The 21,226-nt window shown below is 65.6% G+C and carries 33 protein-coding genes; 19 read left to right on the top strand and 14 right to left on the bottom strand.

Annotated elements, in window-relative coordinates; translation table 11 throughout:
- Positions 1-6: 6 nt before the first annotated feature.
- Positions 7-3,195, bottom strand: a complete 3,189-nt coding sequence (mobF, locus tag AB0P29_RS14705) for a MobF family relaxase (RefSeq protein WP_363380986.1) — start codon at positions 3,193-3,195, stop codon at positions 7-9.
- A 417-nt stretch (positions 3,196-3,612) separates the two neighbouring features.
- Here mobF and AB0P29_RS14700 point away from each other — a divergent pair, with 417 nt between their 5' ends.
- Positions 3,613-4,050 (top strand): protein-tyrosine phosphatase family protein, encoded by a 438-nt coding sequence (locus tag AB0P29_RS14700; protein ID WP_363380921.1) that lies wholly within the window; start codon positions 3,613-3,615, stop codon positions 4,048-4,050.
- Positions 4,051-4,883: 833 nt separating this feature from the next.
- On the opposite strand, the gene AB0P29_RS14695 is transcribed toward AB0P29_RS14700, so the two are convergent.
- Positions 4,884-5,228, bottom strand: a complete 345-nt coding sequence (locus AB0P29_RS14695) for a hypothetical protein (RefSeq protein ID WP_363380918.1) — start codon at positions 5,226-5,228, stop codon at positions 4,884-4,886.
- Between the two features lie 280 nt (positions 5,229-5,508).
- Here AB0P29_RS14695 and AB0P29_RS14690 point away from each other — a divergent pair, with 280 nt between their 5' ends.
- Together AB0P29_RS14690 and AB0P29_RS14685 are read left to right on the top strand one after the other, a co-directional pair.
- A complete protein-coding gene (locus tag AB0P29_RS14690) occupies positions 5,509-5,841 on the top strand; it encodes an ATP-dependent DNA ligase (protein ID WP_253035149.1) in 333 nt (110 codons plus the stop codon).
- 74 nt (positions 5,842-5,915) lie between these two features.
- Positions 5,916-6,209: a hypothetical protein gene (locus AB0P29_RS14685; protein ID WP_253035148.1), complete on the top strand. Its 294-nt coding sequence runs from the start codon at positions 5,916-5,918 to the stop codon at positions 6,207-6,209.
- A gap of 53 nt (positions 6,210-6,262) precedes the next feature.
- On the opposite strand, the gene AB0P29_RS14680 is transcribed toward AB0P29_RS14685, so the two are convergent.
- The 3 genes from AB0P29_RS14680 to AB0P29_RS14670 form a co-directional block, all read right to left on the bottom strand.
- A complete protein-coding gene (locus tag AB0P29_RS14680) occupies positions 6,263-6,628 on the bottom strand; it encodes a hypothetical protein (protein WP_253035147.1) in 366 nt (121 codons plus the stop codon).
- Positions 6,629-6,693: 65 nt separating this feature from the next.
- A complete protein-coding gene (locus AB0P29_RS14675) occupies positions 6,694-7,041 on the bottom strand; it encodes a hypothetical protein (RefSeq protein WP_253035146.1) in 348 nt (115 codons plus the stop codon).
- A 54-nt stretch (positions 7,042-7,095) separates the two neighbouring features.
- Entirely contained in the window at positions 7,096-7,260 is a 165-nt protein-coding gene (locus tag AB0P29_RS14670) for a hypothetical protein (RefSeq protein WP_253035145.1), read from the bottom strand.
- A gap of 334 nt (positions 7,261-7,594) precedes the next feature.
- On the opposite strand from AB0P29_RS14670, the gene AB0P29_RS14665 reads away from it, so the two are divergent.
- A complete protein-coding gene (locus AB0P29_RS14665; RefSeq protein WP_253035144.1) occupies positions 7,595-8,296 on the top strand; it encodes a TetR/AcrR family transcriptional regulator C-terminal domain-containing protein in 702 nt (233 codons plus the stop codon).
- A gap of 17 nt (positions 8,297-8,313) precedes the next feature.
- Here the strand turns inward: AB0P29_RS14665 and AB0P29_RS14660 are convergent, their stop codons facing one another.
- Positions 8,314-8,523 carry a hypothetical protein gene (locus tag AB0P29_RS14660; RefSeq protein ID WP_253035143.1) on the bottom strand — a complete coding sequence of 70 codons (210 nt, stop codon included), beginning with the start codon at positions 8,521-8,523 and terminating at the stop codon, positions 8,314-8,316.
- A 947-nt stretch (positions 8,524-9,470) separates the two neighbouring features.
- Between AB0P29_RS14660 and AB0P29_RS14655 the strand changes: the two genes are divergently transcribed.
- Complete coding sequence (locus tag AB0P29_RS14655; RefSeq protein WP_253035142.1) at positions 9,471-9,719, top strand: hypothetical protein; 249 nt, start codon at positions 9,471-9,473, stop codon at positions 9,717-9,719.
- Between the two features lie 540 nt (positions 9,720-10,259).
- On the opposite strand, the gene AB0P29_RS14650 is transcribed toward AB0P29_RS14655, so the two are convergent.
- From AB0P29_RS14650 to AB0P29_RS14635, 4 genes are all read right to left on the bottom strand, one after another.
- On the bottom strand, positions 10,260-11,510 hold the full coding sequence (locus AB0P29_RS14650) for a cation:proton antiporter (protein ID WP_363380984.1): 1,251 nt from the start codon (positions 11,508-11,510) through the stop codon (positions 10,260-10,262).
- A 77-nt stretch (positions 11,511-11,587) separates the two neighbouring features.
- The gene (locus AB0P29_RS14645) at positions 11,588-11,932 is read right to left on the bottom strand and encodes a hypothetical protein (protein ID WP_253035141.1); all 345 of its coding nucleotides are present in this window, start codon (positions 11,930-11,932) and stop codon (positions 11,588-11,590) included.
- The gene (locus AB0P29_RS14640) at positions 11,929-12,531 is read right to left on the bottom strand and encodes an Asp23/Gls24 family envelope stress response protein (RefSeq protein WP_253035140.1); all 603 of its coding nucleotides are present in this window, start codon (positions 12,529-12,531) and stop codon (positions 11,929-11,931) included. The genes AB0P29_RS14645 and AB0P29_RS14640 overlap by 4 nt, the downstream gene beginning before the upstream one ends.
- Entirely contained in the window at positions 12,522-13,085 is a 564-nt protein-coding gene (locus tag AB0P29_RS14635) for an RNA polymerase sigma factor (RefSeq protein ID WP_253035139.1), read from the bottom strand. The genes AB0P29_RS14640 and AB0P29_RS14635 overlap by 10 nt, the downstream gene beginning before the upstream one ends.
- A 122-nt stretch (positions 13,086-13,207) precedes the next feature.
- Here AB0P29_RS14635 and AB0P29_RS14630 point away from each other — a divergent pair, with 122 nt between their 5' ends.
- The 14 genes from AB0P29_RS14630 (at position 13,208) to AB0P29_RS14565 (ending at position 18,754) form a co-directional block, all read left to right on the top strand.
- Entirely contained in the window at positions 13,208-13,681 is a 474-nt protein-coding gene (locus AB0P29_RS14630) for an Asp23/Gls24 family envelope stress response protein (protein WP_253035137.1), read from the top strand.
- Positions 13,678-13,866, top strand: coding sequence for a DUF2273 domain-containing protein (locus tag AB0P29_RS14625; RefSeq protein WP_127011604.1), 189 nt, complete (start codon positions 13,678-13,680; stop codon positions 13,864-13,866). Before AB0P29_RS14630 ends, AB0P29_RS14625 begins: the two co-directional genes overlap by 4 nt.
- A 107-nt stretch (positions 13,867-13,973) precedes the next feature.
- Complete coding sequence (locus AB0P29_RS14620) at positions 13,974-14,276, top strand: hypothetical protein (protein WP_253035136.1); 303 nt, start codon at positions 13,974-13,976, stop codon at positions 14,274-14,276.
- A gap of 59 nt (positions 14,277-14,335) precedes the next feature.
- On the top strand, positions 14,336-14,857 hold the full coding sequence (locus AB0P29_RS14615) for a DUF6286 domain-containing protein (protein WP_253035135.1): 522 nt from the start codon (positions 14,336-14,338) through the stop codon (positions 14,855-14,857).
- Positions 14,854-15,468, top strand: coding sequence for a hypothetical protein (locus tag AB0P29_RS14610; RefSeq protein WP_253035134.1), 615 nt, complete (start codon positions 14,854-14,856; stop codon positions 15,466-15,468). The genes AB0P29_RS14615 and AB0P29_RS14610 overlap by 4 nt, the downstream gene beginning before the upstream one ends.
- 18 nt (positions 15,469-15,486) lie before the next feature.
- Entirely contained in the window at positions 15,487-15,681 is a 195-nt protein-coding gene (locus tag AB0P29_RS14605; protein ID WP_253035133.1) for a hypothetical protein, read from the top strand.
- 16 nt (positions 15,682-15,697) lie between these two features.
- Positions 15,698-15,955, top strand: a complete 258-nt coding sequence (locus AB0P29_RS14600; protein WP_253035132.1) for a hypothetical protein — start codon at positions 15,698-15,700, stop codon at positions 15,953-15,955.
- A 32-nt stretch (positions 15,956-15,987) separates the two neighbouring features.
- Complete coding sequence (locus tag AB0P29_RS14595; protein WP_253035131.1) at positions 15,988-16,254, top strand: GlsB/YeaQ/YmgE family stress response membrane protein; 267 nt, start codon at positions 15,988-15,990, stop codon at positions 16,252-16,254.
- Between the two features lie 50 nt (positions 16,255-16,304).
- A complete protein-coding gene (locus AB0P29_RS14590; RefSeq protein WP_253035130.1) occupies positions 16,305-16,853 on the top strand; it encodes a hypothetical protein in 549 nt (182 codons plus the stop codon).
- A gap of 3 nt (positions 16,854-16,856) precedes the next feature.
- Complete coding sequence (locus tag AB0P29_RS14585; protein WP_290440435.1) at positions 16,857-16,988, top strand: hypothetical protein; 132 nt, start codon at positions 16,857-16,859, stop codon at positions 16,986-16,988.
- Positions 16,989-17,056: 68 nt separating this feature from the next.
- Positions 17,057-17,218, top strand: a complete 162-nt coding sequence (locus AB0P29_RS14580) for a hypothetical protein (RefSeq protein ID WP_253035129.1) — start codon at positions 17,057-17,059, stop codon at positions 17,216-17,218.
- Between the two features lie 53 nt (positions 17,219-17,271).
- Complete coding sequence (locus AB0P29_RS14575; RefSeq protein WP_253035128.1) at positions 17,272-17,442, top strand: CsbD family protein; 171 nt, start codon at positions 17,272-17,274, stop codon at positions 17,440-17,442.
- A gap of 83 nt (positions 17,443-17,525) precedes the next feature.
- Positions 17,526-17,732: a hypothetical protein gene (locus AB0P29_RS14570; protein WP_253035127.1), complete on the top strand. Its 207-nt coding sequence runs from the start codon at positions 17,526-17,528 to the stop codon at positions 17,730-17,732.
- A gap of 80 nt (positions 17,733-17,812) precedes the next feature.
- Positions 17,813-18,754, top strand: a complete 942-nt coding sequence (locus AB0P29_RS14565; RefSeq protein WP_253035126.1) for a diacylglycerol kinase family protein — start codon at positions 17,813-17,815, stop codon at positions 18,752-18,754.
- 69 nt (positions 18,755-18,823) lie between these two features.
- Here AB0P29_RS14565 and AB0P29_RS14560 read toward each other — a convergent pair whose 3' ends face one another.
- The 4 genes from AB0P29_RS14560 to AB0P29_RS14545 are packed head-to-tail and all read right to left on the bottom strand — an operon-like array spanning position 18,824 to position 21,041.
- A complete protein-coding gene (locus AB0P29_RS14560) occupies positions 18,824-19,510 on the bottom strand; it encodes an HAD family hydrolase (protein WP_253035125.1) in 687 nt (228 codons plus the stop codon).
- Between the two features lie 52 nt (positions 19,511-19,562).
- On the bottom strand, positions 19,563-19,802 hold the full coding sequence (locus tag AB0P29_RS14555) for a DUF2382 domain-containing protein (RefSeq protein WP_363380982.1): 240 nt from the start codon (positions 19,800-19,802) through the stop codon (positions 19,563-19,565).
- Positions 19,702-20,748, bottom strand: a complete 1,047-nt coding sequence (locus tag AB0P29_RS14550) for an IS3 family transposase (protein ID WP_253035155.1) — start codon at positions 20,746-20,748, stop codon at positions 19,702-19,704. The genes AB0P29_RS14555 and AB0P29_RS14550 overlap by 101 nt, the downstream gene beginning before the upstream one ends.
- An 8-nt stretch (positions 20,749-20,756) precedes the next feature.
- Positions 20,757-21,041: a transposase gene (locus tag AB0P29_RS14545; RefSeq protein ID WP_253035124.1), complete on the bottom strand. Its 285-nt coding sequence runs from the start codon at positions 21,039-21,041 to the stop codon at positions 20,757-20,759.
- Positions 21,042-21,226: the final 185 nt, after the last annotated feature.

Genomic DNA, 21,226 nt, shown 5'->3' with positions numbered 1-21,226 from the left:
CGCCTCTTAGAGCGACAGCCCAGAATCGCGATCGGTGGAGGGCTGTCGCGCACCGGTCGCCTGTTTCATGTGCTCGAGGCGGGCAGCGGCCTCGGCGGCGAGCTGCTCGGTGGGCAGCGCCTCACGGATGGCGCGTTCTGCAGCCACACGGTCGGCGAGACGAACGGCCTTCCCGTGTGCGGTGCGAAGCTCGCGATACTGAGCGCTGCGTTCCTCGTACTGGGCCGACATGCGCTCGTAGATGAGCGCAAGCGGAGGCGCGTTCCCGGATGACTGCTGGCCTGTCGCCTCTGCTGCGTGATCTTTGGCTTCGACGGTGCTGAGTCGAGCGCGCATCTCTCCCAGGGTCGTTCGGGTGCGGTCGAGGAGATCCCCGAGCCGTTCGACCTGCTTTGCCAGCTCGGCAGCGCGTTCTGGCGCGTCGGGGTGGTACCGATCGAGGTTGACGATCGCCCCGAGCGGCCGGGCGCTCCGGTCGTCCCAGCGGGGCACGCTGGGCGCGTTGCGGGGGGATCGGGCCGCTCGGCTGAGCTCGTCGCGAGCCGCGCCGGTTGCGTCGGTGATGGTCAGCTCGAGCTTGCCGCGCAGCATCGTCTCGGACAGCGCGCCAATCGCCTGCGGGGTGTTCTGCGCGACGACGATCGCCTCGTTGCGGCGCCGGCCGCGAGTCATCCCGACGTACAGCCCCGCGGCGTCGACGCCAGGGCCGACGATCGCGTCATCGGTGGTCTCTCCCTGGATGCCGTGGACCGTGGACGCGTAGGCAAGGTGAAGGTGCGTGGCCGCGTAGTCCGCGTGCACCTGGCGAACGTCGGTGCTGTCGCTGAGGCTGGCCAGTTCGATCGTGTCGCCCTCGATGCGGCGGATGCGCCACATCGCTCTGTTCTCGACGCCTGTCTCACTGTCGTTGCGACGGGTCTGCACGACGTCTCCGATTAGGAGACGTTGCTCGTCTTGGCCCACCGCGACGACCGTATCCGACAGCTTCCCCGCGCGAACGAGGGCAGCCTGGATCGTCTCATTGATCTGCTGCGCCTCCGCATTGGTGCTGGTCACCAGCGCTACCCGACGACCCTGCGCCGCGTTGTGCAGGTACTCGTCGACCATGCGCGCACGCGCCTCGTCCTCGCTCCCCACGACGCGGAGTTGTCCGCGCTCGTAGAGCTCCCATGCGACGGCCGTTGCCGCCGCGGCATCCGCCGGTTCGCGGAGCCGAAGCGAGAGATCCGCGTAGGTGCGGTCGGTGAAGCGGTGGACAGCGCTGAGCTCGACGACGGCGCCGCTGCGCTGCTTCATCATGGCCATCGCCCCCGAATGCCCAACGGGGCGGGCTTGGAGGTGGTCGCCGACCATCGCGATACCGGCTCCGGTGCGCTCGGCGACGTCGGCCAGCGCCACAGCTGCCTCGAGGTCGACCATCCCGGCTTCGTCGACGACGAGCCGGTCTCGGGCGTTCAGAAGGTACTGACGCGGGCCGGTGTACGCGTTTCCCGTCCGCGGGTCGACGTCGCCGACCTCGAGCTTCGACCAGGCGGTCGCGCCGGTCTCGTCGGTGCCCCACCGCCATCCGTGGTCGAACAGCAACGCGTGGAGACTCCCGGCGCTCGCGCCAACCTCTCGGCCGGCGACACTGGCCGCCTTCTTTGTGGGGGCAACGACGACCATGCGTCGTCCCTTCGCCTCGAGCGCGGCACGCGCGACCCGGAGCAGCGTGGTCTTTCCTGTCCCTGCAGGGCCGGTGACGGTGACCAGTCCGTGGGTGCCGGCGATCGCCGACGCCGCGGAAGCCTGGGCCTCGTCGAGCGCGACGTCCTCGCCAAGAACCTTCTCGGCCGCTTTGGCGGTCACGACGTCGCGTGCGACGCGGCCGCGGGTGTTGAGCCGGTCGAACGCCTCGGCGAGGTCGATCTTGGCGGCCGCGGTGTCGGACGAGATCATGTGCTTGATGTGCGCGGGGATCTCAACCTCGTCGACGAGCACGTCCACGCTCATCAACTGTGCACGCTCGACAACGTCCTCGGCGACCTCTGTCAGAAGGTCCCGCTCCGCGACGACACCTGATGCCGCGATCGCGCGAAGCGCGCCCGCGCGGAGGTCGAAAAGGCTGTAGCGACCACCTGTCGCGCTCGCGCGCTTGTCGGCGTCGACGACGGCGCGAGCGGCCAGCAGATCCCGATCGAGATCAGCAATCTGGGTCGGCTCAATCGTGATCGGCCCACGGTCCTCAAGGATCGCGGGGTCGATGTCAGCGAGCTCCGCGCGGGTGCGCTGTTCCCACTCGTCCTCATCGACATTCGCAGGCTTGTTCGGACGGCCGTGCGCCCATGCCCACCGGTCGATCGCCAAGAGGACGTCAGGGCTCGGCTCAAGTCCAGGGTTCTCGGCACGCCACTGCGCGAGGCGCATCGCCCGGTTTGCCTCGATCTGGTTCGACCTGCGCGACAGCGGGCGAACGGCGTGAGCGAGCTCGGCGATCTCTCCCGACTCGTTCAACGAGTAGCCGTTACGCGCGAGCGCGGCGATCCATTCCGGATCCGTACGGGAAGCGACTTCGCCCTCCGCATTGATGACCGTGTGTAGCTTCATAGCCACACGCGAATCGAGGTTGGACCACCGGCCATCCTCACCCTGAACGCGAACGTTCAGCCACAGGTGCCGGTGAATGTGAGGGTCGAGGGCGCGCGAGCGGCGGTGCTGCAGCTCGACGACCTCGAGCTGAGCGATGCCCTCCCGGATCGCACCGCCGGCTCCGCGTCGAGCGTTGAGCTCGCGCTGCCAGGTGCGGATCACACGCTCACGCAACCGGTCTTGCAGGGCCTCGAACTCAGCCGCCAGATCGTCGTTCAGAAGCGCGGCGAGGCTATACGACTTCGGGGCGTTGATCGTCCCGTCGAGCACCAGGTCCGCGTCCGGCCGATTCAGTTCCCGACCCCGACGCTCCCCCGTCTCGGGATCGCGGCCATCGACCCATGCGGCGAGCTCTGCCTGGTTCAGCGCGTCGACGTCGATGCCACCCGCAGTGACTGTGAACCGCTGCACATCCGCGACGTTGACGTCGCTGTAGTGACCGAGGGCGTCCACCCCGCCAGCGGTGTGCAGATGGGAGTCGCAGGACCCTCCGAACGCGTACGCGACGGCTTGCTGGACACCTTGCGAGGACACTCCTCGCTTCCATCGCTGCAGGCCACCGCGCATGCCCCCAGCGTAGCGCTCACAGAAAGTGCCTGCGTGCATTGATTCGGTTTTTGTCTCTGGAGCTGTCCGTGATGCTCCTGCTCGTGGTCGCGCAGCGGCGTCGATGCGAAGCTTCGACTGGCGTCGATGCGAAGCGTCGACATTGCGACTCATCTCGCTGGTGTGCTCGATCAGCAGGTGACGATCGGTGTTGAGTCGGGCCTCGAGAGAGTGGCCTCTGGCCAGCTCGATCGAGATGGAAAGGCGCGGGCTCGCCGCCTTGCGAGTGCGACCGTCCGTCGCGGTCGATGGATGCTCAAGGGGACGACGTCTCGGCTTCTCCATCGGCTCTCGCGGACGAATGCGACGAGCGTTACGTCGGAGTCGGAAGGTCAGATCTAGGGCGTGTCTGACAAAGGTTGGTGACACGATTAGAGGATGGAATCGTGGGCGGCTGAGCGAACCGGCGTGGTGACGCTGCCAAGTGGTCGTCTCGTGCGTGGACGTGGGCTGAGAGATGGACCAGTCGCTGACGGTGACCGACCCGATTTTGGGCTCTACCTCACGTCGCGTCTGCACCAGGAGAGCTGGCCGTCGCGCTGGATCGCATGGCCAGATTTTCGTCTACCCAGAGCGCCGCTCGACGCGATGGCGGCGCTTTGGGAGACCTACGATCGATCGCTCACCGAGAGAGTCGAGGTAGCGTGCGGCGGTGGCACGGGAAGAACGGGGACAGCTCTCGCCGTCCTTGCCCGCTACGACGGCGTACCGGCCGAACAAGCCGTAGCGTGGGTCCGCGCTGTCTATCGCCGCAACGCGGTTGAGACACCCTGGCAACGTCGATTCGTGCACGAGGCTCCTTTAGGGCGTGTCTGACACCGGCTTGTGTGGGCGGTTGGAATCGTGGAGTTGTGTCGCGGTTTCAAGTGTTGTCAGATGCTCAGTGGTCGTCGATCGAGGGGATGCTGCCGCGCCCGACGGGCAGGCCGGGTCGGCGGGGAAGAATTTTCAGGTCTGGTTCAAGATGACCGTCTACCACACGAAGGGCGGCCCCGTGACGGCTGAGTGGGAGACCGCGAAATCTGCAACGTGTCGCACGCCAACCGCCTCTGTGGCGTTCCGATGCCTCTTTCCCGCGTGATCGGTGGCGTCCAAATGAGCCTCGATGAGCTCCACTCGATGTGGATTCGAGCCGGTTCGGAGGGCATCACAGAAGCCGAAGCGCTCGACCTGCTCGCTCGCGAGATACCTGAGATCACTGAGGCGCTTGCGAGCAACACTTCCACTCCGCCGATCGTGCTGGCGGCGATCAGCGACGCGAGCGGCCCCGCAGCGCCCAGTGCTCGCTCGAACAGTAGTAGCCCCACGGAAGTGAGGGGACTAGCGCCGATAGGGTCGCTCATCGACGAAGCGGTTTGGCGATACGGAAAGGCGAAGGGTGCGACACCAGAGCAGTTGCAAGCACTGATGGAGGAGCTCTACGCGAGCCCTCGCCCTGGCGGCCGTCCCCTGAATCAGGTGTGGGAGCAGGTGGTCACCAAACACCCTCGCCGCTAGCGGCCTGAGTGATCTCTTCCACATGGATGCTGTCGGACAGACCGCCGAGGTCCAGAACCCACCTCCACTGTCGGACTGATGTGAGAGTAGTAAGCCACTCTCCACCGTTGCTGAGAATCACTCTTATGTCGCCGAGCACCCCACCAAGCTGATTAGTTGGAGTGCGTGCCGGCGAGGTGTGCCGCTGATTTCGTTTCGATGAAGTCGCATAGTGCTGCGGACATCTCGAGTTCGGCTGCCATGGTGTGGACCTGCGCGCTGCTCATGACGGCTTCTTGTTCGCGGGGTTCGAAGTGTATGCGCCATCTGCGGTCGCCGACGGCGACCGGCTCGATGTAGACGCTGGTGGTGCCGCCACCGAGGGGGAAGACGATGAGTCCCGTGTCTCCTCCGAGGGTGCCGTCTTGGGGGATGACCCTGGCGAGACCGCCAAGCGCGTGGTCAGCGGTGAACTCAGTGAGCCAGGTTTCGAGGAGAGCGCGGCTACGGTACGGCATCGAAACGGCGGTCCTTTTCTTACAGACGAACAACTAAGCGTGAGAGTACCAATTCCAGTTCTCAGGTTGCCGCTCAGGTCGTGCGCCGAAGCCATGCGCAAGATCGGAGATCCGCATCGGGGCGGTCGCCGCCTACTTGACAGCTGTGCCTGCGGCAAGGCCCACAGCGTCGGCGGGTCTGGGCCCTACCGTCGTTGGTGGGCTGCAGCAGCTCGGGTGGTTCCGCCGATGACTTGGGCGGCGGAACCACCTTCCATGCCCGGTGAGTAGGCTCTGGGTCGTGGGTCGCTTCCAGTACCACGCGTCAGCGCGCGTCATCTTCACCGATGATGTGCTTGCTCACCTGCAGGCCGTGGTGGGGATGAAGCTGCGGCGCGGAGAGGCATTCATGCTGACGTGGCGAAACGACGCTTCCCTGGGCGATGGGAAGACCAGCATCTGGGTGAACGCAGCCAGCACGCTCGTCTTCAAATTCAGAGCCAAGCAGCGACCGCCGGTAAACAGAGAGAGCGTAGAGCGCATGGTCCTTGAAGCGAGCCAGCCGGGCGGCCTTTACATTTCCAGGGACTTCACCACTGGCGCGGATTCCGGGGAGGCGGAGACCGGGCTGTGAGTGGGTTCCTGTCGCTGCTTCCTCGCCCTGTCAAGGCGCCTGATGCTTCGGAATCGGGTTCGTACGATGCCGCGATGAGCGAGCCGCACTCGATCATCCGCACGGTCATCACGATCAACGATGACCGATTCGAGCTCGCACAGGGGGAGACGGTGCACCGGTTGCTGGGTCGTGTCCGTGCCGCCGTGCTCTCCGGCGGAGACTTCGTCGAACTGGCCCTGTTGGGTGACCGTCTGATTCACGTCTTGATCACGGCCGCGTCGCGTGTGGTCGTCAGCGCAGAGCCTGTGCGACTCGACTCGGACTCTTCGCTTGCTTTCGACATCAGGTATGACGTCGACCCTGATCTCGGCCTTGGCTACATCTAAGCCGGCGCCAGGCGGACGCGCCGAGTGGTGAGGACGAGGCTCAGCGGTCGACGTCAGTCGGCCGCTGTTGCTGTCGCCTCCGCTGCCGGTTCGTAGTGCCCCAGCGATCGCTCCTGCAGAAAGGCGCACAGCTCGGCAGCGATCTGGAGTTCGTGCGTCAGCGCGTTGAGCTCGAAGCTGGTCAGCTCGATGGTGTCGTTGGATGGCTCGATGAACACGTGCCAGCTGAGCTCGTCGCCCGAGTCGCGAGGTTCGATCCACACCGCGTTGGGCGCATTCTCCAGCGGGATGAGCACCAACCCCGTGTCCTCGCCGTCGGAGCCATCTTGCACCGCGACCCGGATCTCGTCGCCAGCGGTCCGGGCTTCGACGAAGTCGGCAACCCAGCTCTCGAGGGTCTCTTTGCTGTGGAAGGCCATGCGCATGCTCCTTGAATGTGGCGGTCCGGAGTCGGTGTCGTCGTGCGGCGGAGGAGGGGTCTCGGTCACTGTTCGACCGACATCGACAACTCGCTGTCAGCGGTCGACGGGATTTGGTCTTGTGAGGGCTCGGGGACCAGTTTCAGTCCTCCGGGCGAGTTTGCTGTCGACATCAGCTGCTTCAGCCACGCCTGGTTCAGCGGCTCGGACTGTCGGTTGTCGAACCGGATGTCCCAGCTGGTCGACGCGCTCACCCACTTGGCGACGCGACCGCTGCCCAGGCTCACGTCGATCGGCCACGTGAACACGAAGGGCTCGTGACGGCGGAGCTTGGTCACGATCACGGCTTCAAGGTGTGCGAGAACGCGGTCATCGAGTTTGATGACGTTCGTACCGATGGTCAACCTTCCCACGGCTGCTACTCCTTTCCGACGCCGGCGTGGGTCGAAACGACCGGCGAGAACTATTCAGGGGAGGGGCAGGGGTTCCGTGTGGGAGGACGACCGCTGCTCCAGGTATGCACAGAGTTCCGCCGCGGTGTCGAGTTCCGCGGTGAGCGCGCGGGAGCTGTCCTGCAAGACCACCTTGATGAGGTCGCCGTCGCCGCGGGAAGTGAGAATTCCGCGAGCCACCCTTGCAGTGTGGCGTGGCTGTGAAACGACGTTCCGGATGTGCTCGCCAGTCCGGAACCATCACGAGCGGGATCCGGAGCAGGTGCTGCCGACGCCGTCGACAGCGTCGCAGGGTTCCGGGCGTGATCGTTCAGAGAGGTGCCGTTCATCGTGGCGTCTTCCTGGAAGGGCAAAAGGGTTTCGAAATGGTGCGGAAGGGCTTTGCATCGTTTCGTTCTGGGCGTCGAGACGGCGCGGGGCTGGCACTAGCTTACGGTGTAAGCATGCGTATTGGCGTACCCGAATGTGACCATGAACCCAGGAAGACGGGGGAGGATCGAGGTGGAGGCTTCACATGACCAAGCAGTCCAACACCACGTCCAACAAACTCACCCGCGAGGTGATCATCGACGCGGCCCTGGAGCTGGTTGATCAGTCCGGGCCGCAGGGATTGTCGATGCGCAGCCTCGGCCAACGACTAGGCGTTGAAGCGATGTCGCTGTACCGACACGTACACGGAAAAGAAGACCTCCTCGAAGGCGTCGTCGCCTCGCTCCTGGCAGACCTCGCCGCCACGATGGACGACGAGCTCGACCAGCACTGGCAGGCATTCCTTCAGAAGCTCGCGCACACGATCCGGGACATCGCCGTGGAACACCCCAAGGCATTCCCGCTGATCGCGACCCGCCATCCCGCCGCCCCGTGGCTTCGTCCACCGCTTCGCAGCGTGGAAGTCGTCAACACGTTCCTTCGTGCGCTCATCGCTCAAGGGTTCACGGACGCCCAGGCCGTCAGCGCGTACCGCGCCTTCACCAGCTTCCTCCTCGGCCAGCTGCTCCTAGAAACAACCATCCGCGGAGCACAGTTCGGCCCCGACGACGTCCCGCTCGACGAAGGCGGCGCATCCATCCCGAACCAGGACGGCCGCGCGACGCTCGACGACGTCCCCGAGGTCCGGCGCCTCCGCTCACTGCTGAGCGAGGATCGCAGCAAGGAAGAGTTCGAAATCGCGCTCGAGCTTCTGCTGGACCGACTCGACGGGGAACTGTCTCAATAGCACCACCAGGCGAGTCGTCACCGGCGCAACCACTGCTCGTACCGAGCAGCAGCCCACCGGAACTTCGACAACGCGTGCCGCATCTCCATGTCGAGGGGAAGTGCGTCGATCGCAGCATCCACCGGCAGGCTGCGCTCGGCCAACAGTGACTCGAACGCGGTACGCGCCGTGCTCTTCTCGATGAGGAGAGCGGCGAACTCGATATCCGCCCACTTCGCGACAGACAACTCTCCGTTGCAGCCGGCACTGAGCACGCGGCGCCCGGTCAGGACGTATTCGCGGGCAACACCCGACTCATCTCCCCGTCGAGCGGCCCACCTGGAGAAAGTACCGGGCGTCCATGCCCGGATTCTGAGCAGCACGGCTGGCGACCCCGCAGCCCTAGCGTCGACGCGACCCTGGTCACTACGACGCGCCCCGACGGCGCCGCACAAGCCACCGGTGCCGCGGAAGAAGCACGAGGAGCACTGCGCATATCCCGGTCAACACCGCCCCGGGAAAGATGACGCCCCAGTTCCACTGCACGTCTTGAGGGCCATCGGGGCCGAAGATCCCGTACCAGGTGAAGAACAGGCCAAGGGTCAGCCCCCCGAGTAGCGCGACGGTCACAGAGATCGACCTGACCCTGTCCAGCACAAACCCCCTGCCCGCCTGTAGCGACGATCGTATTGCCGAGTCGCTAGCCTCGGCAATACTGCAGCCTACCCGCGTGGGCGCCCCCCACCCATGTCAATCCCCGTTCATGAGCAGCACGACGTGGCCCATGCTTACGCAGTAAGGCGGTCTCGCGCCGGCATCACACGGCGCACCATGGCTGGGACTACTGCCCAGGAAAGAACTGTGCGGCGCCGGTCCGGGTGTGGGCCGGCGCCACCATGAACGGAGCCCACGCGATGACCTCACACGGACGAGCAGTGATCGTCCTGATCGCCGGGTTCGTAGCCGCAGCAGTCGGCATCTACTGCTGGATCGTTCCCGATGCTGTCGGCTGGCGAGTTGCCGGGACCGTCTTGTTCGCAGTCGCGGTCGCATCCTGGGTCCTAGGAGGGCGCCTCTTCGGAAGAGCCGAACGGGCGCAAACCGCCGACCCGGACAGTGGCAGCGACGACCCGCCCGCGCATCAAGAGCCATGATCCCTGGCATCCACAGAACACCCATGAGAGGACAGCACGAATTGGCCACCACTGACGAAAACGCTGCACAGCCGTCGCGCACGCACACAGGGATCTCGGCCGAAAGCCTCAAAGACAAGATCGTTGCCGCGTCCGAAAACGCCAACACGGCAACCCCAACATCACTCGCGAACGAGCCCGACGGGCTCGGCAAGGACGGAACAATTCCTGCCAATCCCGATGGTCTCGCCGCGGGCTACACAGACACCCCCTCTCACTTCAATGCCGAAGAAGATGAAGACGCCAACTAACCGTCCACCTGTGCACGACTTTAGAACGCGTCGGGTTCCCGCTGCCGGACCGCTCAAGATAGACACACGTTGAGTGCATCCCGGCGTCACGAAGAAGCGCGGCGCACTCCTGCGCATCTCGGCCAGCCGCGGGTCCGACGAGGAGCTCGGCACCGATCAGCCGTGACGCGAGATCCGTAGACTCCAGGAATGACCTCACCCCCGGCCGTGTCGCGTGTCTCGGCAGCACGGAGCGGGGTCGCGATGCTGTTCATCGCCAACGCGTTGGTGTTCGCGACGATCGTGACCCGGTACCCGGAGTTCAAAGACCGATTCGAACTGAGCGCGTTGACATTCGGCCTGCTCGTGGCGTGCGGTCCCGTCGGATCGGTGGCTAGGCAGCGTGATCGCGGGGTGGCTGGTCAACCGCTTCCACCCGGTTCCCGTCGCCATCACGTCCTCCGGTGAAAGGGATCGGCGTCCTGAGGGCGGCGACTTTGAGCATCAGGGTCCGGCGCCCGATCGCGCCACAAACCCCGCGTTGCGTTGCGATGGCCGGTGTCAGACCGGGGTTGTTGCAACGTCGGTGGGATCGCCGCCGCGTCGTCGGGTGAGGCGGAGGCGGGTGGCGTCGAGGAGCCGCATCGTGGGGGTGGCGGCGAGGCCGTGGATCACGATGGAGCCGACGATGACGAGGCCGACGATGGACCAGAGCCGGTCACCGTCGGGAAAGTAGCCGTTCTGGGTGGCATAGGCGATGTAGAACAGCGAGCCGACGCCTCGGACGCCGAAGAACGCGATGACGCTGCGTTCGCGGGGCCCGGTCTTTCCGGGGGTGAGCCCGATCCATCCCGCGACCGGCCGGACGATCAGCAGGATCACCAGAGCGACGAGGATTTCCATCCAGCCGATGTCAGCGAATAGGCCGCGGGCGATGGCGCCGCCCAGGAGGACGACGACGGCGACGGTGAGGAGTCGTTCGATCTGTTCGACGAACTTGTGGAGGACTTGGTGGTAGCCGTGTCCTCGTTCTGATGCCCGGATGGTGACTGCGCAGACGAACACGGCGATGAAGCCATATCCTTCCGCGGTTTCGGCGATCCCGTAGGCGAGGAAGATCGCGGCGATGGCGACGAATCCTTCGGCTTGGTCGACGACTTTCCGTCCGGCGAGGTGCGCGGAGAAGAAGAGTCGGCCGAAGAGCCAACCCGTGCCGATGCCGGCGATGACGCCGATGGTGATCCTCCACAGCACGTCGATGAGGAACCAGTCGGTGAACCACGCTGACGGGGCGAGGCCGACCATGCTGATGGCGATGGCGGCGTAGGTGAACGGGAAGGCGAGGCCGTCGTTGAGGCCCGCTTCGGAGGTGAGAGCGAACCGCACCTCATCGTCGGCATTCTCATCGTCGACGGGTTCGCTTACCTGCACCTCGGTGGCGAGCACCGGGTCCGTGGGAGCGAGAGCCGCGGCGAGAAGGAGTGCGCTGGCGGCTCCGAGTCCGAGCCCCACCCATCCGAGGACGGCCACGGCGGCGATGGACAGCGGCATGGTGATGGCCAGCAGCCGCCAGGTGGTGGACCAGGTTTTCCAGCGCAGCGGCCGGTTGATGGCCAGGCCGGCGCCCATGAGGGAGACCAAGACGCAGATCTCGGTCAGGTGCAGCGTGATGTCGGGGTGATCGCTCGGGTGCGGGTCGGGGAGGTCGGGGATGAGGGCGAACACGATGATGCCTGCGGCGAGGAACACCATCGGGATCGAGATGGGAAGTTTGCCGAGCAGTCGCGGGAGGAGCGCTGCGGCGAGGGTCATCACGCCGATCGCCGCGAACAGAAGAGTGTCGTCGGTGAATTCCAGCGCGGCAGTGAGGATCAAGGAGTCCGTGTGTCTCACGCGATCCGGGAGATCTGGATGGTGACGGTCGCATCGTGGCCGTCGGGGATGCGGGCAAGGAGAGCGTCAGCGACGTGGGCTGCGGCTTGCGGGGCGGGGGTGTGTCGGTGGGTGCCGATCCGGGCCGTCAGAGTGTGCGTGGTGCCCTCGCTTCGCACGTCGACCCGGTTGATGCGGGAGGGTGCACCGGTGAGGAGTGCGGCGACCAGTTGCGGCGCCTGAGTGAGGGTGGGCGCTGGCGGGTAGATGTCGATGACGCTGTCCATATCGAGCACCACCGCGGTGAGGGCGACGGGGTCTAGTGCGTTGGAGGCGAGGGGGGTGTTGATGTCGCTGCTCATGGCGTCTCCTCGGTGGGGGTGGTGGTGTAGCCGTGTAGGTCTTCGACGGTGACGTTGACGGACATGACGTTGAGGTGGCTGTGGGTGGTGAGAGCTTCACGGACGGCGTCTCGCAAGCGGATGGCAGTTTCGGGGATCGGGGATTTCCAGGCGATGCTCGCGGTCACGGTGACATCGATGGGCGCGCCGGGGGTTTCGACGTCCCCGTCGAACTGGCACTTTCCGATGACGATGCCTGGCACGTCGTCGCCGATACTGCGGATCAGCGCCCGGAGAGCACCTTCGGTGACGGTGAGGGTGACGCGGGGGTCAGGGTGGTGCAGCGGCACAGACCTGCCGGCGCGGACCTCGTTACGGATGCTCGCCAGGATCTGCTCCATCCAGTTCGCCGGCGGCGGGGGGAGGGTTGCCGCGTCGTGGGCGAGCAGGTCTCGGCTGAGTTGTGAGACGCCGGAGAGGGCCTGGAGGGCGTTGAGACATTCCGGGCAGGTCTCGATGGACGGGTTGTAGGGGATGCGGTCGGCGGAGAGGTAGTCGCTGAGCTCTTCGATGGTCTTCCCGCAGTCCAGCGTTCGGGGTGTCGTGTCAGTCACCGCCATTCCTCCATCTGCGCGTAAATCGACGCGCGTGCTCTGGATAGTTTCCCCCGAACGGTTGTACGGGGAATGTCAAGCTGTTTCGCGATGTCGTCGTAGCTGAGCTGGGCGATCTCCCGCAACAGCCAGGCTTGTCGAAGGTCCGGGGGCAGGGTGTCCAGTGCGGTGGCGAGGGCGCGGAGTTGCGCGTTACGGATGGCGACGTTTTCCGGTTGCGTGTCGGCCGGGTGGGCGGCTTCCAGGATGGGGAGCGGGTCCTCCGCCGGGCGGCGACGGAGGTGCCGGAACGCCTGACGGCTGGCGATCTGCATCAGCCAGGCCTTCACCGCGGAGGGATCGCGGAGCTCGGGTAGTCGCCGCCAGGCGATGAAAAACGCTTCTTGCACCACGTCGTCGGCCTCGGTGAGGGACCCCACGATGCGGGTGACATATGCGCGCATCAGGGGTCCGTGTCTGCGGATCAGCACTTCGAACGCCGCCACGTCACCCTGCACGGCACGCTGGACGAGGATCTCATCCGCGATGACTTCCGCGAACTGCTTCCGTGGTGCGGTCATGGACTCTTTTTGTGACGAATCGGCCGGAACGGGTCTCTAACTTGTGAAGCGAAATTTATCGCCCAGAACAGCAACCCCCTAGGTGGTTGCGTTCTCCTACCTCAACAGTTAGAAGGACTGCAATGGCTACCGAAGACCAGACCCCCACCACCCCGGCCCCGGCGTTCGCCGGATCACGTGTGGACCGCACCGCGCCCGCCCGTCCGGCCGCGGATGACTCCGCAGCCGGCAAGACGACGATCGCCGACGGCGTGGTCGCCAAGGTCGCCGGGATCGCTGCCCGTGAGGTTCCCGGCGTGTACGCGCTCGGTGGCGGCGGCGCCCGTGCGCTCGGTGCGATCCGCAGCGTCGTGAACGCGGACGACAAGACGCAGGGCGTCAAGGTCGAGGTCGGCGAGACGCAGGCCGCGGCGGACATCACCATCGTCGTGGAGTATCCGATGCCGGTCCAGGAGGTCGCCTCCAACGTCCGCGCTGCGGTCAGCGGAGCGATCAGCCAGCTGGTCGGCCTCGAGGTCGTCGAGGTCAACGTCGAGGTCAACGACGTGCACCTGCCCTCGGACGACAAGGACGAGGAAGAGTCGCGCGTCTCATGAACCCGACCGTCACCGGCGCCCTGATGGGCGTCATCCTCGCCGTCTCGATCCTGCTGTTCGGGTTCTGGGGATTCCTCCTCGTGGCCCTGTTCATGGGAATCGGCGCGCTCGTCGGTCGGATAATGTCGGGCAAGCTCGACGTGCGCGGCCTGGCGAACGCGTTCTCCGGCCGGCGCACCTCGTGATGAGTGCGGCTGGAGCCGGCCAGGCCGGCGGCGACCTCACGCGGGTCGCCGCCGGGGCGTCGCCCGACGCCTCGCCCTACCCTGGCCGCATCACCATCAAAGAGCGCGTGCTCGTGAAGGTCGCCGAGGAAGCGACTGCCACCACCCTTCGGGTGGATCGCGGTGACGTATCGGTGGGGGTGTCGGAAGCGCGGGGCGGAATAGCCCTCACCATCCGAACACCCCTTCCGATCCCGCACCTGGACGACACCGCCGCGATCCACGCCGGCGCCCCGATCCTTCAGCGGGTGCAGACCGCGCAAGAACAGCTCAGGGACCGCATCGCGCACGTCACCGGACGCGACGTCACTCGGGTGAACATCACCATCACCGGTGCCGTGATCGATGAGCAGAAGAGAAGAGTGAAATGAGCTCCCCTGCTTTCCGCCGCGTCCTGCGGCGTGAAACCCACTCGCCCCGCACCGTCGCGATGATCATCGCGGTCGTGCTGCTGCTGATCGTGCTGATCTACATCGGTACCGAGATCGTCCTGTTCCTGCTCGCACAGCCGGCGCTGCTGTTGGGGCCTGCGGCCGCCGCGACGTGGCTGATCGGGCTGCCCACGCAGCAGCCGGGATGGCTGGTCGCCGCGTTCGGTGTGGTGCTCGCCGTACTCGGCGTCATCTTCGTGTTCCTGGCGCTCGCGCCCGGCCGGCTGTCGAAACACCAGATGCAGCACGAGAGTCGTGCTGTGCTGGTGGACAACGGGGTGATCGCCGCATCTGTCGCCCAGCATCTGAGCGACGAGACCGGCATCGCCCGCGAGGACATCACCGTCGGTGTCTCACACCGCACCGTCGACGTCACCGTGCGACCTGCCGTCGGCGTCCCGGTCGACAAAGCACCCATCCAGCAACTCGCGGCCGCGAAGGTGGACAGCTACCAGCTCGCACCCCGAGTGAAGACCCGCGTGCGCGTGGAGCGCCCGAAACAGAACGAGGACGAGCAATGAACCGCACCAACCGTGCCCTGAACAGAATCGTCCTTTTCATCGTCGGCATCCTGTTCCTGGCCATCGGGGCCGTGCTGGTCACCATCATCGTCTGGCCCGCCAGCGCAGAGTACTGGACCGGAGCAACCGAAGCCGGGCAGGGATGGCTGGACAACGCGATCGCTACCACCACGGTCGGCGCGACCACCATCAGCTGGATCGCGATCGCCGCGCTCGCGCTGATCCTGTTCCTCGTCATCCTCCTCATCGTCGCGCTCACCCGCGTCGGCGGTGGACGCTCCCACACGGTTCTGCGCTCCACCGGCGCACAGAACCCGCTGGGCCGGGTCACGGTGCAGGAATCATTCGTCTCCGACGCTCTCAAGCACTCCCTGGACCAGCGCGACGAGATCCTGTTCTCCTCAGTCACCGCCAACGACATCCGCAAGACCCCGGTCATGCACGTCAGCGTGACACCGCGGCAGGGCACGTCCCCAGCCCAGGTGGTCGCAGACGTGGACCAACTCGTCTCCAACCTGGCGACATTGACCGGAAAGAACGTCGACACGTACATCTCGGTGCACTCCGGGTTGCGCGCCAAGCTGGCCCACGACCAGCGTCGCCTCTCCTAGCCACAGCGAAAGACCGCCATGACCTCCCTCCGCATCCTGTTCGTCGCCGCCATCGCGTTCGGTGCCTACACGCTTGGCGCTCGCGCCGGCCGTGGCCGGTACCACTCGATCAAGAAGAACGCGAAGAAGGCGTGGAACACGCGGGGCGTGCGCGCCGCACGCAAAACCACCACAGCTGGCAGCCGCACGCTGACCCGCGCCGTCACCAGATAGTCCAGAAGGGCACCCCATGGCCTCAGATACCGACAACACCATCGACACCGCACGCGACGCCATTGACAAGACCTCGAACGCCGCGAAGGGCAAAACCGGTGACCTCGGCCAGATTGTGACCGAGGTGATCGATAAGGCCGGCATCCTCGTCAACGATGGGCTCGACAAGCTGCGCACCGCCTACCGCGCCAACCCGGCCCGCGTGCTCATCATCGGCGCGGTATCCCTCGCCGGGCTGACCGCCGTCCTCGCCACCCTCACCCGCCGCGACTGACCCGTCGCGACCCCGCACAGAAAGACAGACTCATGGGTTTTCTCGGATTTCTTCTCCTCGGCCTGATCGCCGGCGCCATCGCCAAACTGATCCTTCCCGGCAAGCAGGGGGGCGGCTGGTTCATCACCCTCCTCCTCGGTGTTGTGGGTGCACTCCTGGGGGGATGGCTGGGCAGCGTGCTGTTCAATGCCCCGCTCGAAGAGTTCTTCTCCCTGCAGACCTGGCTCCTCGCCATCGGTGGATCGCTCATCGTCCTCCTCATCTACGGCTTCCTCGTCGGCCGCAAAGCCAAGTCCTGACCCCACCTCACTACACGCAGCAACACGCTTTCACGGATAGGAACCGCATCATGACTGGTCGCAATACTGTTGTCCGATCTCTGCACGACGTGGGCCTGGCCGCGTGGTTCGGGGGCACTTTGATGGGCGCTGTCGGCCTCAACGGCGGCACAGCGAAAGCCGCCGACCCCGCCGAGCGTCTGCGGCTGTCCTCTATCGGATGGGCTAAGTGGGCACCGGTCCAGCTGGCGGCGATCATCGCACACGGCATCGGCGGTGCCGGCCTCATCCTCGGCAACAAGTCAAGGATCGCCGCCCAGCCGGAGTCCCGCACGAACACGAAGGTGAAGTTCGCCCTCACCGCCGCCGCGGCAGCAGCGACCCTCTACGCCGGGATCCTCGGCACCAAGATCGCCAAACACGCCGACGAGGGTGGCGAGGGTGTCACCGAAGCCGATGAGACGGCGTCGCCGGAACTCACCTCCGCGCAGCGTCAACAGCGCGTCCTCCAGTGGGTGCTTCCCGCCCTCACCGGCGTGCTCATCGTCCTCGGCGCACAGCAGGGCGAGCAGCAGCGTCCCGTCGCCGGATTCCTGCACCGCCTCACCCGCCGGGGTTGACCCATGACGAAAAGTAGACGTGAGCTCGAGTCGGCGGACAATGACCGCGAAGAGCAGGATTCCGGTGAGCACCGCGAACCCCTCCCCGAGACCACGGACGAGGACGGGTTTCCCCTCGAGAACCCCTCCGGCTGACATCGGCCCACACCGGAACCCGCTCATCACCGCACGACCAATCAGTTGCAAGGGAAAGGGAGATCACGATGAATGGTTCACGCGCGGACCGGCCGTCGCAGGGTGACGACGAAGACGACACCACCGTTGAGGACGATTCCGCAGCGTCCGCAGGATCCGAATCACCCGAGGAAGGTCAGGCGGCGATGGACGCCGCCGAGGACGCCGTTATCAACTCCGACGACAACTGAACACCACACGCCCCGCACACGCGGTGCCACACCACCAGGGAAGGGAGCCCGTCATGGGACTCGACGACAAGATCAAGAACGCCGCGCAGGATCTCACTGGCAAGGCCAAGGAGAAGATCGGCACCGCCACCGACAACGACAAGCTCGCCGCCGAAGGCGCCGCCGACCAAGCCGAAGCCAAGATGAAGAAGGCCGCTGAGAACGTCAAGGACGACCTCCGGTAGCAGACCGGTGGGGAGGAACCGCGTCCCCCTGCGATGTCCTCCCCACCTCCCCGCACCATAACAGCACCCTGAAGGAGCAGATCATGACCGAGAACACCACCCCGCTGTCAGAAGACAACTCGCTGGAAGGTCCCGACATCGAAGTCCCCACGCATGACTCCGACGGCACCACCAAGCCGGGCGGTCTCGGCGGCGACGGCACCATCCCCAACCACCCCGCCGGTATCGCTGCCGGACACACCGGGACCGCGTCCACCTTCGAACCTGAAGAAGACGAGCACGCCGAGTAAGCACACACGAACACGCGCGAGCCGGACCATGCCCCTCATCCGGCACGGCCGGCTCGCGGTGTCCCGCGAAAGGACTCCTCATGACACGTCGACTTGCCATCGTGTGGAACCCGTCCAAGACGGATAAGGACACGCTCAGTGAAGGACTATCTGCGGCCCTTCAGGACGCCACAGCCCCCGAGGTGTCCTGGTGGGAGACCACCGAGAATGACCCCGGCGGGGACGCCACCCGCCGCGCAGTTGCCACCACGCCTGACCTCATCATCGCCGCCGGGGGTGATGGCACTGTCCGGGCTGTCGCCGAACACCTCGCCAGCAGCCCGTCGGCGCTCGATCTGGGCATCGTCCCTCTCGGCACCGGGAACCTCCTCGCCCGCAATCTGGACATCCCCCTCGGCGACATCCCGGCAGCGTTCACCCGCGCACTCACCGGCACCCCGCGGAAGGTGGACATGGGCTGGGTCGACGTCAATCTGATCAGCGGGCGCGAACGACACGGCTTCGTCGTCATGGTCGGATTCGGAATCGACGCGCACATGATCGCCGAAACCAACGACGACCTGAAAGACAAAGCCGGTTGGCTCGCCTACGTCGAATCCCTCGGTCGTGCTCTCGCCGCCAGCGACGTCGTCCCCTTCCACATCACCGCCGATGACCAGCCGGCCCGCGATGAAGAAGGCCACACCCTGCTCATCGCCAACTGCGGCACCCTCCAGGGCGGATTCACCCTGCTCCCCGACGCGGACCCCTCCGACGGGGAGCTGGACTACCTCCTGCTCAGCGCCGAAGGCATCGCGCAATGGGCAGGAACGCTCAAGACGATGCTGTGGGACAACGGACTCAAACGACTCATCAGCAGTACCGAGGAAACCACCAGCACCGACACGGTCACCCACGCCCGCGCCCGCAAACTCGACGTCACCCTCCCCGGTCCCCGACCGTTCGAAATCGACGGCGAACAGATCGGCGAAACCGACTCCTTCACCGTGACTGTCCAGCCCGGCGCCCTTCACATCCGATAGCCGCTACGACACTGAACCTGGCCTTCGTGCCGGTGGGAGCGATGACGTCGCCTGACAGAGGTCCGCAGCTCAGGTCTGAACTGTCCTTCCCACCCCGTCAGAGGGATGGTGCAGCGGGGTGATGTCCAAATGGTCGAGAAGGTCCTGCGGTGAGTCGAAGACGGCGATCGCGCCGGCCTCGCTGAGCTCGGCGCGTGAGGAGCCACCCGTGAGCAGGGCGATCGTTTTCACGTCGAGCCGGCCCGCGGCGATGACATCCCACGTCGAGTCTCCGATCATGACCCCACTGGAGCGGGACACCTTCTTCAGTGCCGTGTCAACCAGGTCCGGTGCAGGTTTGCTGTCGGAGGCATCTTCCGAAGTGGTCCATGCGTCAGCGAGCCCCCGCGCGTCGATCAGGTCCAGGCTGCGCTCAACGTGCGCTGCCTTTCCCGAGCTTGCCAGCACAATCTGGAACCCTCGTCGTTTCGTCTCAACAAGGAGTTCGTGCGCGCCCGGAAGGGGCTGGATCTCATCGATCAGCAGTTCGAACTCCTCCTCCCACGCAGCTCGGATCTCGGCGCCGCGCGCGTTCTCTGCGGAGGGTCCGGCGACTTCGGCGATCAGCTTGTCCCCACCCATCCCGATCGTGCGATGGATGCGCCAGATCGGCACCGTGATGCCGCTACGTCGCAGTGCCCGGTACCAGGCGAGCGTGTGCTGATAGTTGCTGTCCACGAGTGTCCCGTCGACATCGAAAATGATGGTGTCTGACAAAGCGATCCTTTTTCGTTGGGAGCGGAGTGGCTCATTCGAGATAGCGGTATCGCTATCGACGTAAACGGCCCCGGTCGCCCTGCCCAACATCCGAGCTCGCAGGCTCTGGATCGAAGCTCTCAGGGTTTTGCTGGTCTCCACGGGAGATGTCGTGCTCGACGATGTCGACCTGTTCATGGCGGGGAGTTTCATCAATACGGTGCTCGCGTTGCGCCCTCGATACTCGCACCGTGACGGCCTCCACAGGCACGGCCCTCCTGGTGATGGTGAGTTGCTCCTGGTGCAGCACCATCGTGATGGGCGGCGTCGGGACGTGTCCGGCGCGGCGGGGGAGTGGAGCCTGACCCGGTTTCCCGGACGGTTCTTGTGTGTTGATCATGCCGCGATTTCGGCGGCGGTGTGAAGGGCTTCGTATTCGGCGGGGCTGAGGTTGCCGAGGCTGGTGTCACCGGCGGCGGGTTGTAGAACCCCTCGATCCACTCGAACATGGCCGACGCGAGTTGCGTCCTTGAGTCCCAGGACGTGCGATCCAGTAGCTCGCGCTGCATCGTTGACCAGAAGCTCTCGATGAGGGCGTTATCGACGCTTGAGGCGACTCTGCCCATCGAGCCGAGGAGACCTGCTTGGCGGAGTCGGTGCCCGAAGAGCCACGAGGTGTATTGCGCTCCTCGATCCGCGTGGACCACGGTTCCGGGCTCGGGGCGGCGGCGCCACCGGGCCATTTCGAGCGCGTCAACAACGATCTCTGCGGTGATCCGATCCGAGATCGACCAGCCCACGATCCGGCGGCTGGACGCGTCGATCACGGCGGCGCAGTAAACCCATCCGTCCCTCGCGCGGTGCTGCGTGATGTCGCAGAACCAGAGCCGGTTCGGCGCGTCGGCGCGGAACTGCCGCTTCACGAGGTCCTCGTGCGTGGCGGTGTCCGGCTTCCAGCCGCGCCGTTTGCGGCGATGCGAGACACCGACCAGCCCATCCCGCCGCATCAGCCTCGCGACGCGCTTCCGGCCGACGTGAACGCCGAGCCCGAGTCGCAACTCCGCCAGCACGCGAGGAGAACCATAGGTTTCGCGGGAATCAGCGTGAATGCGACGGATCGTCATCGTCAGCTCCGCATCCGCGAGAGCCCGCGGTGATGGCGGTCGACGCACCCACTCGTAGAAGCCAGACTTCGAGACGCTCAGGAACCGGCAGGCCACCACGACGGGAACACCGTCCGCGGCGAGCTCCTGGACCAGCCGGAACCCTATTTTGGGAGCACGTTCTCCCTCGCGAAGTACGCGCTGGCGCGCTTGAGGATCTCAATCTCCATCTCCAGCACACGGTTGCGGCGCCGCAGCTCAACGAGCTCCTTGTGCTCGTCGGTCGTGACCCCGGCCTTGCGGCCGGAGTCGACCGCATCCCGGTTCATCCAGTTCCGCAGACAGGACTCACTGATCCCGAGATCACGCGCGGTCTGCGCAACCGGGTTGCCCTGGGCAACGAGATCGAGGGCTCGACGCCGAAACTCCGGCGGGTGGGCAGCAGGCATCTCACGGACTCCTTCCGAGACGATCATCGCCTCAAAGTTGGTGTCCGGAAAAGCGGGTCAGGCTCCCCCTGGCTCATTCTCCTCGTATGCGCATTCGCGGCGCTGGCAATCGGAGCAGCGCGCTTTTCGGTTCACCGAGCAAGGGGCCGCCGTCGTTCACCGACTGAGCTGTATGCCTCGGACGA

This window comes from Microbacterium sp. NPDC080220, from assembly GCF_040686395.1.
Taxonomy (GTDB): domain Bacteria; phylum Actinomycetota; class Actinomycetes; order Actinomycetales; family Microbacteriaceae; genus Microbacterium; species Microbacterium gawkjiense.
The sequence above is the reverse complement of the archived record's forward strand: the minus strand, read 5'-3'. Positions and strand labels throughout refer to the sequence as shown.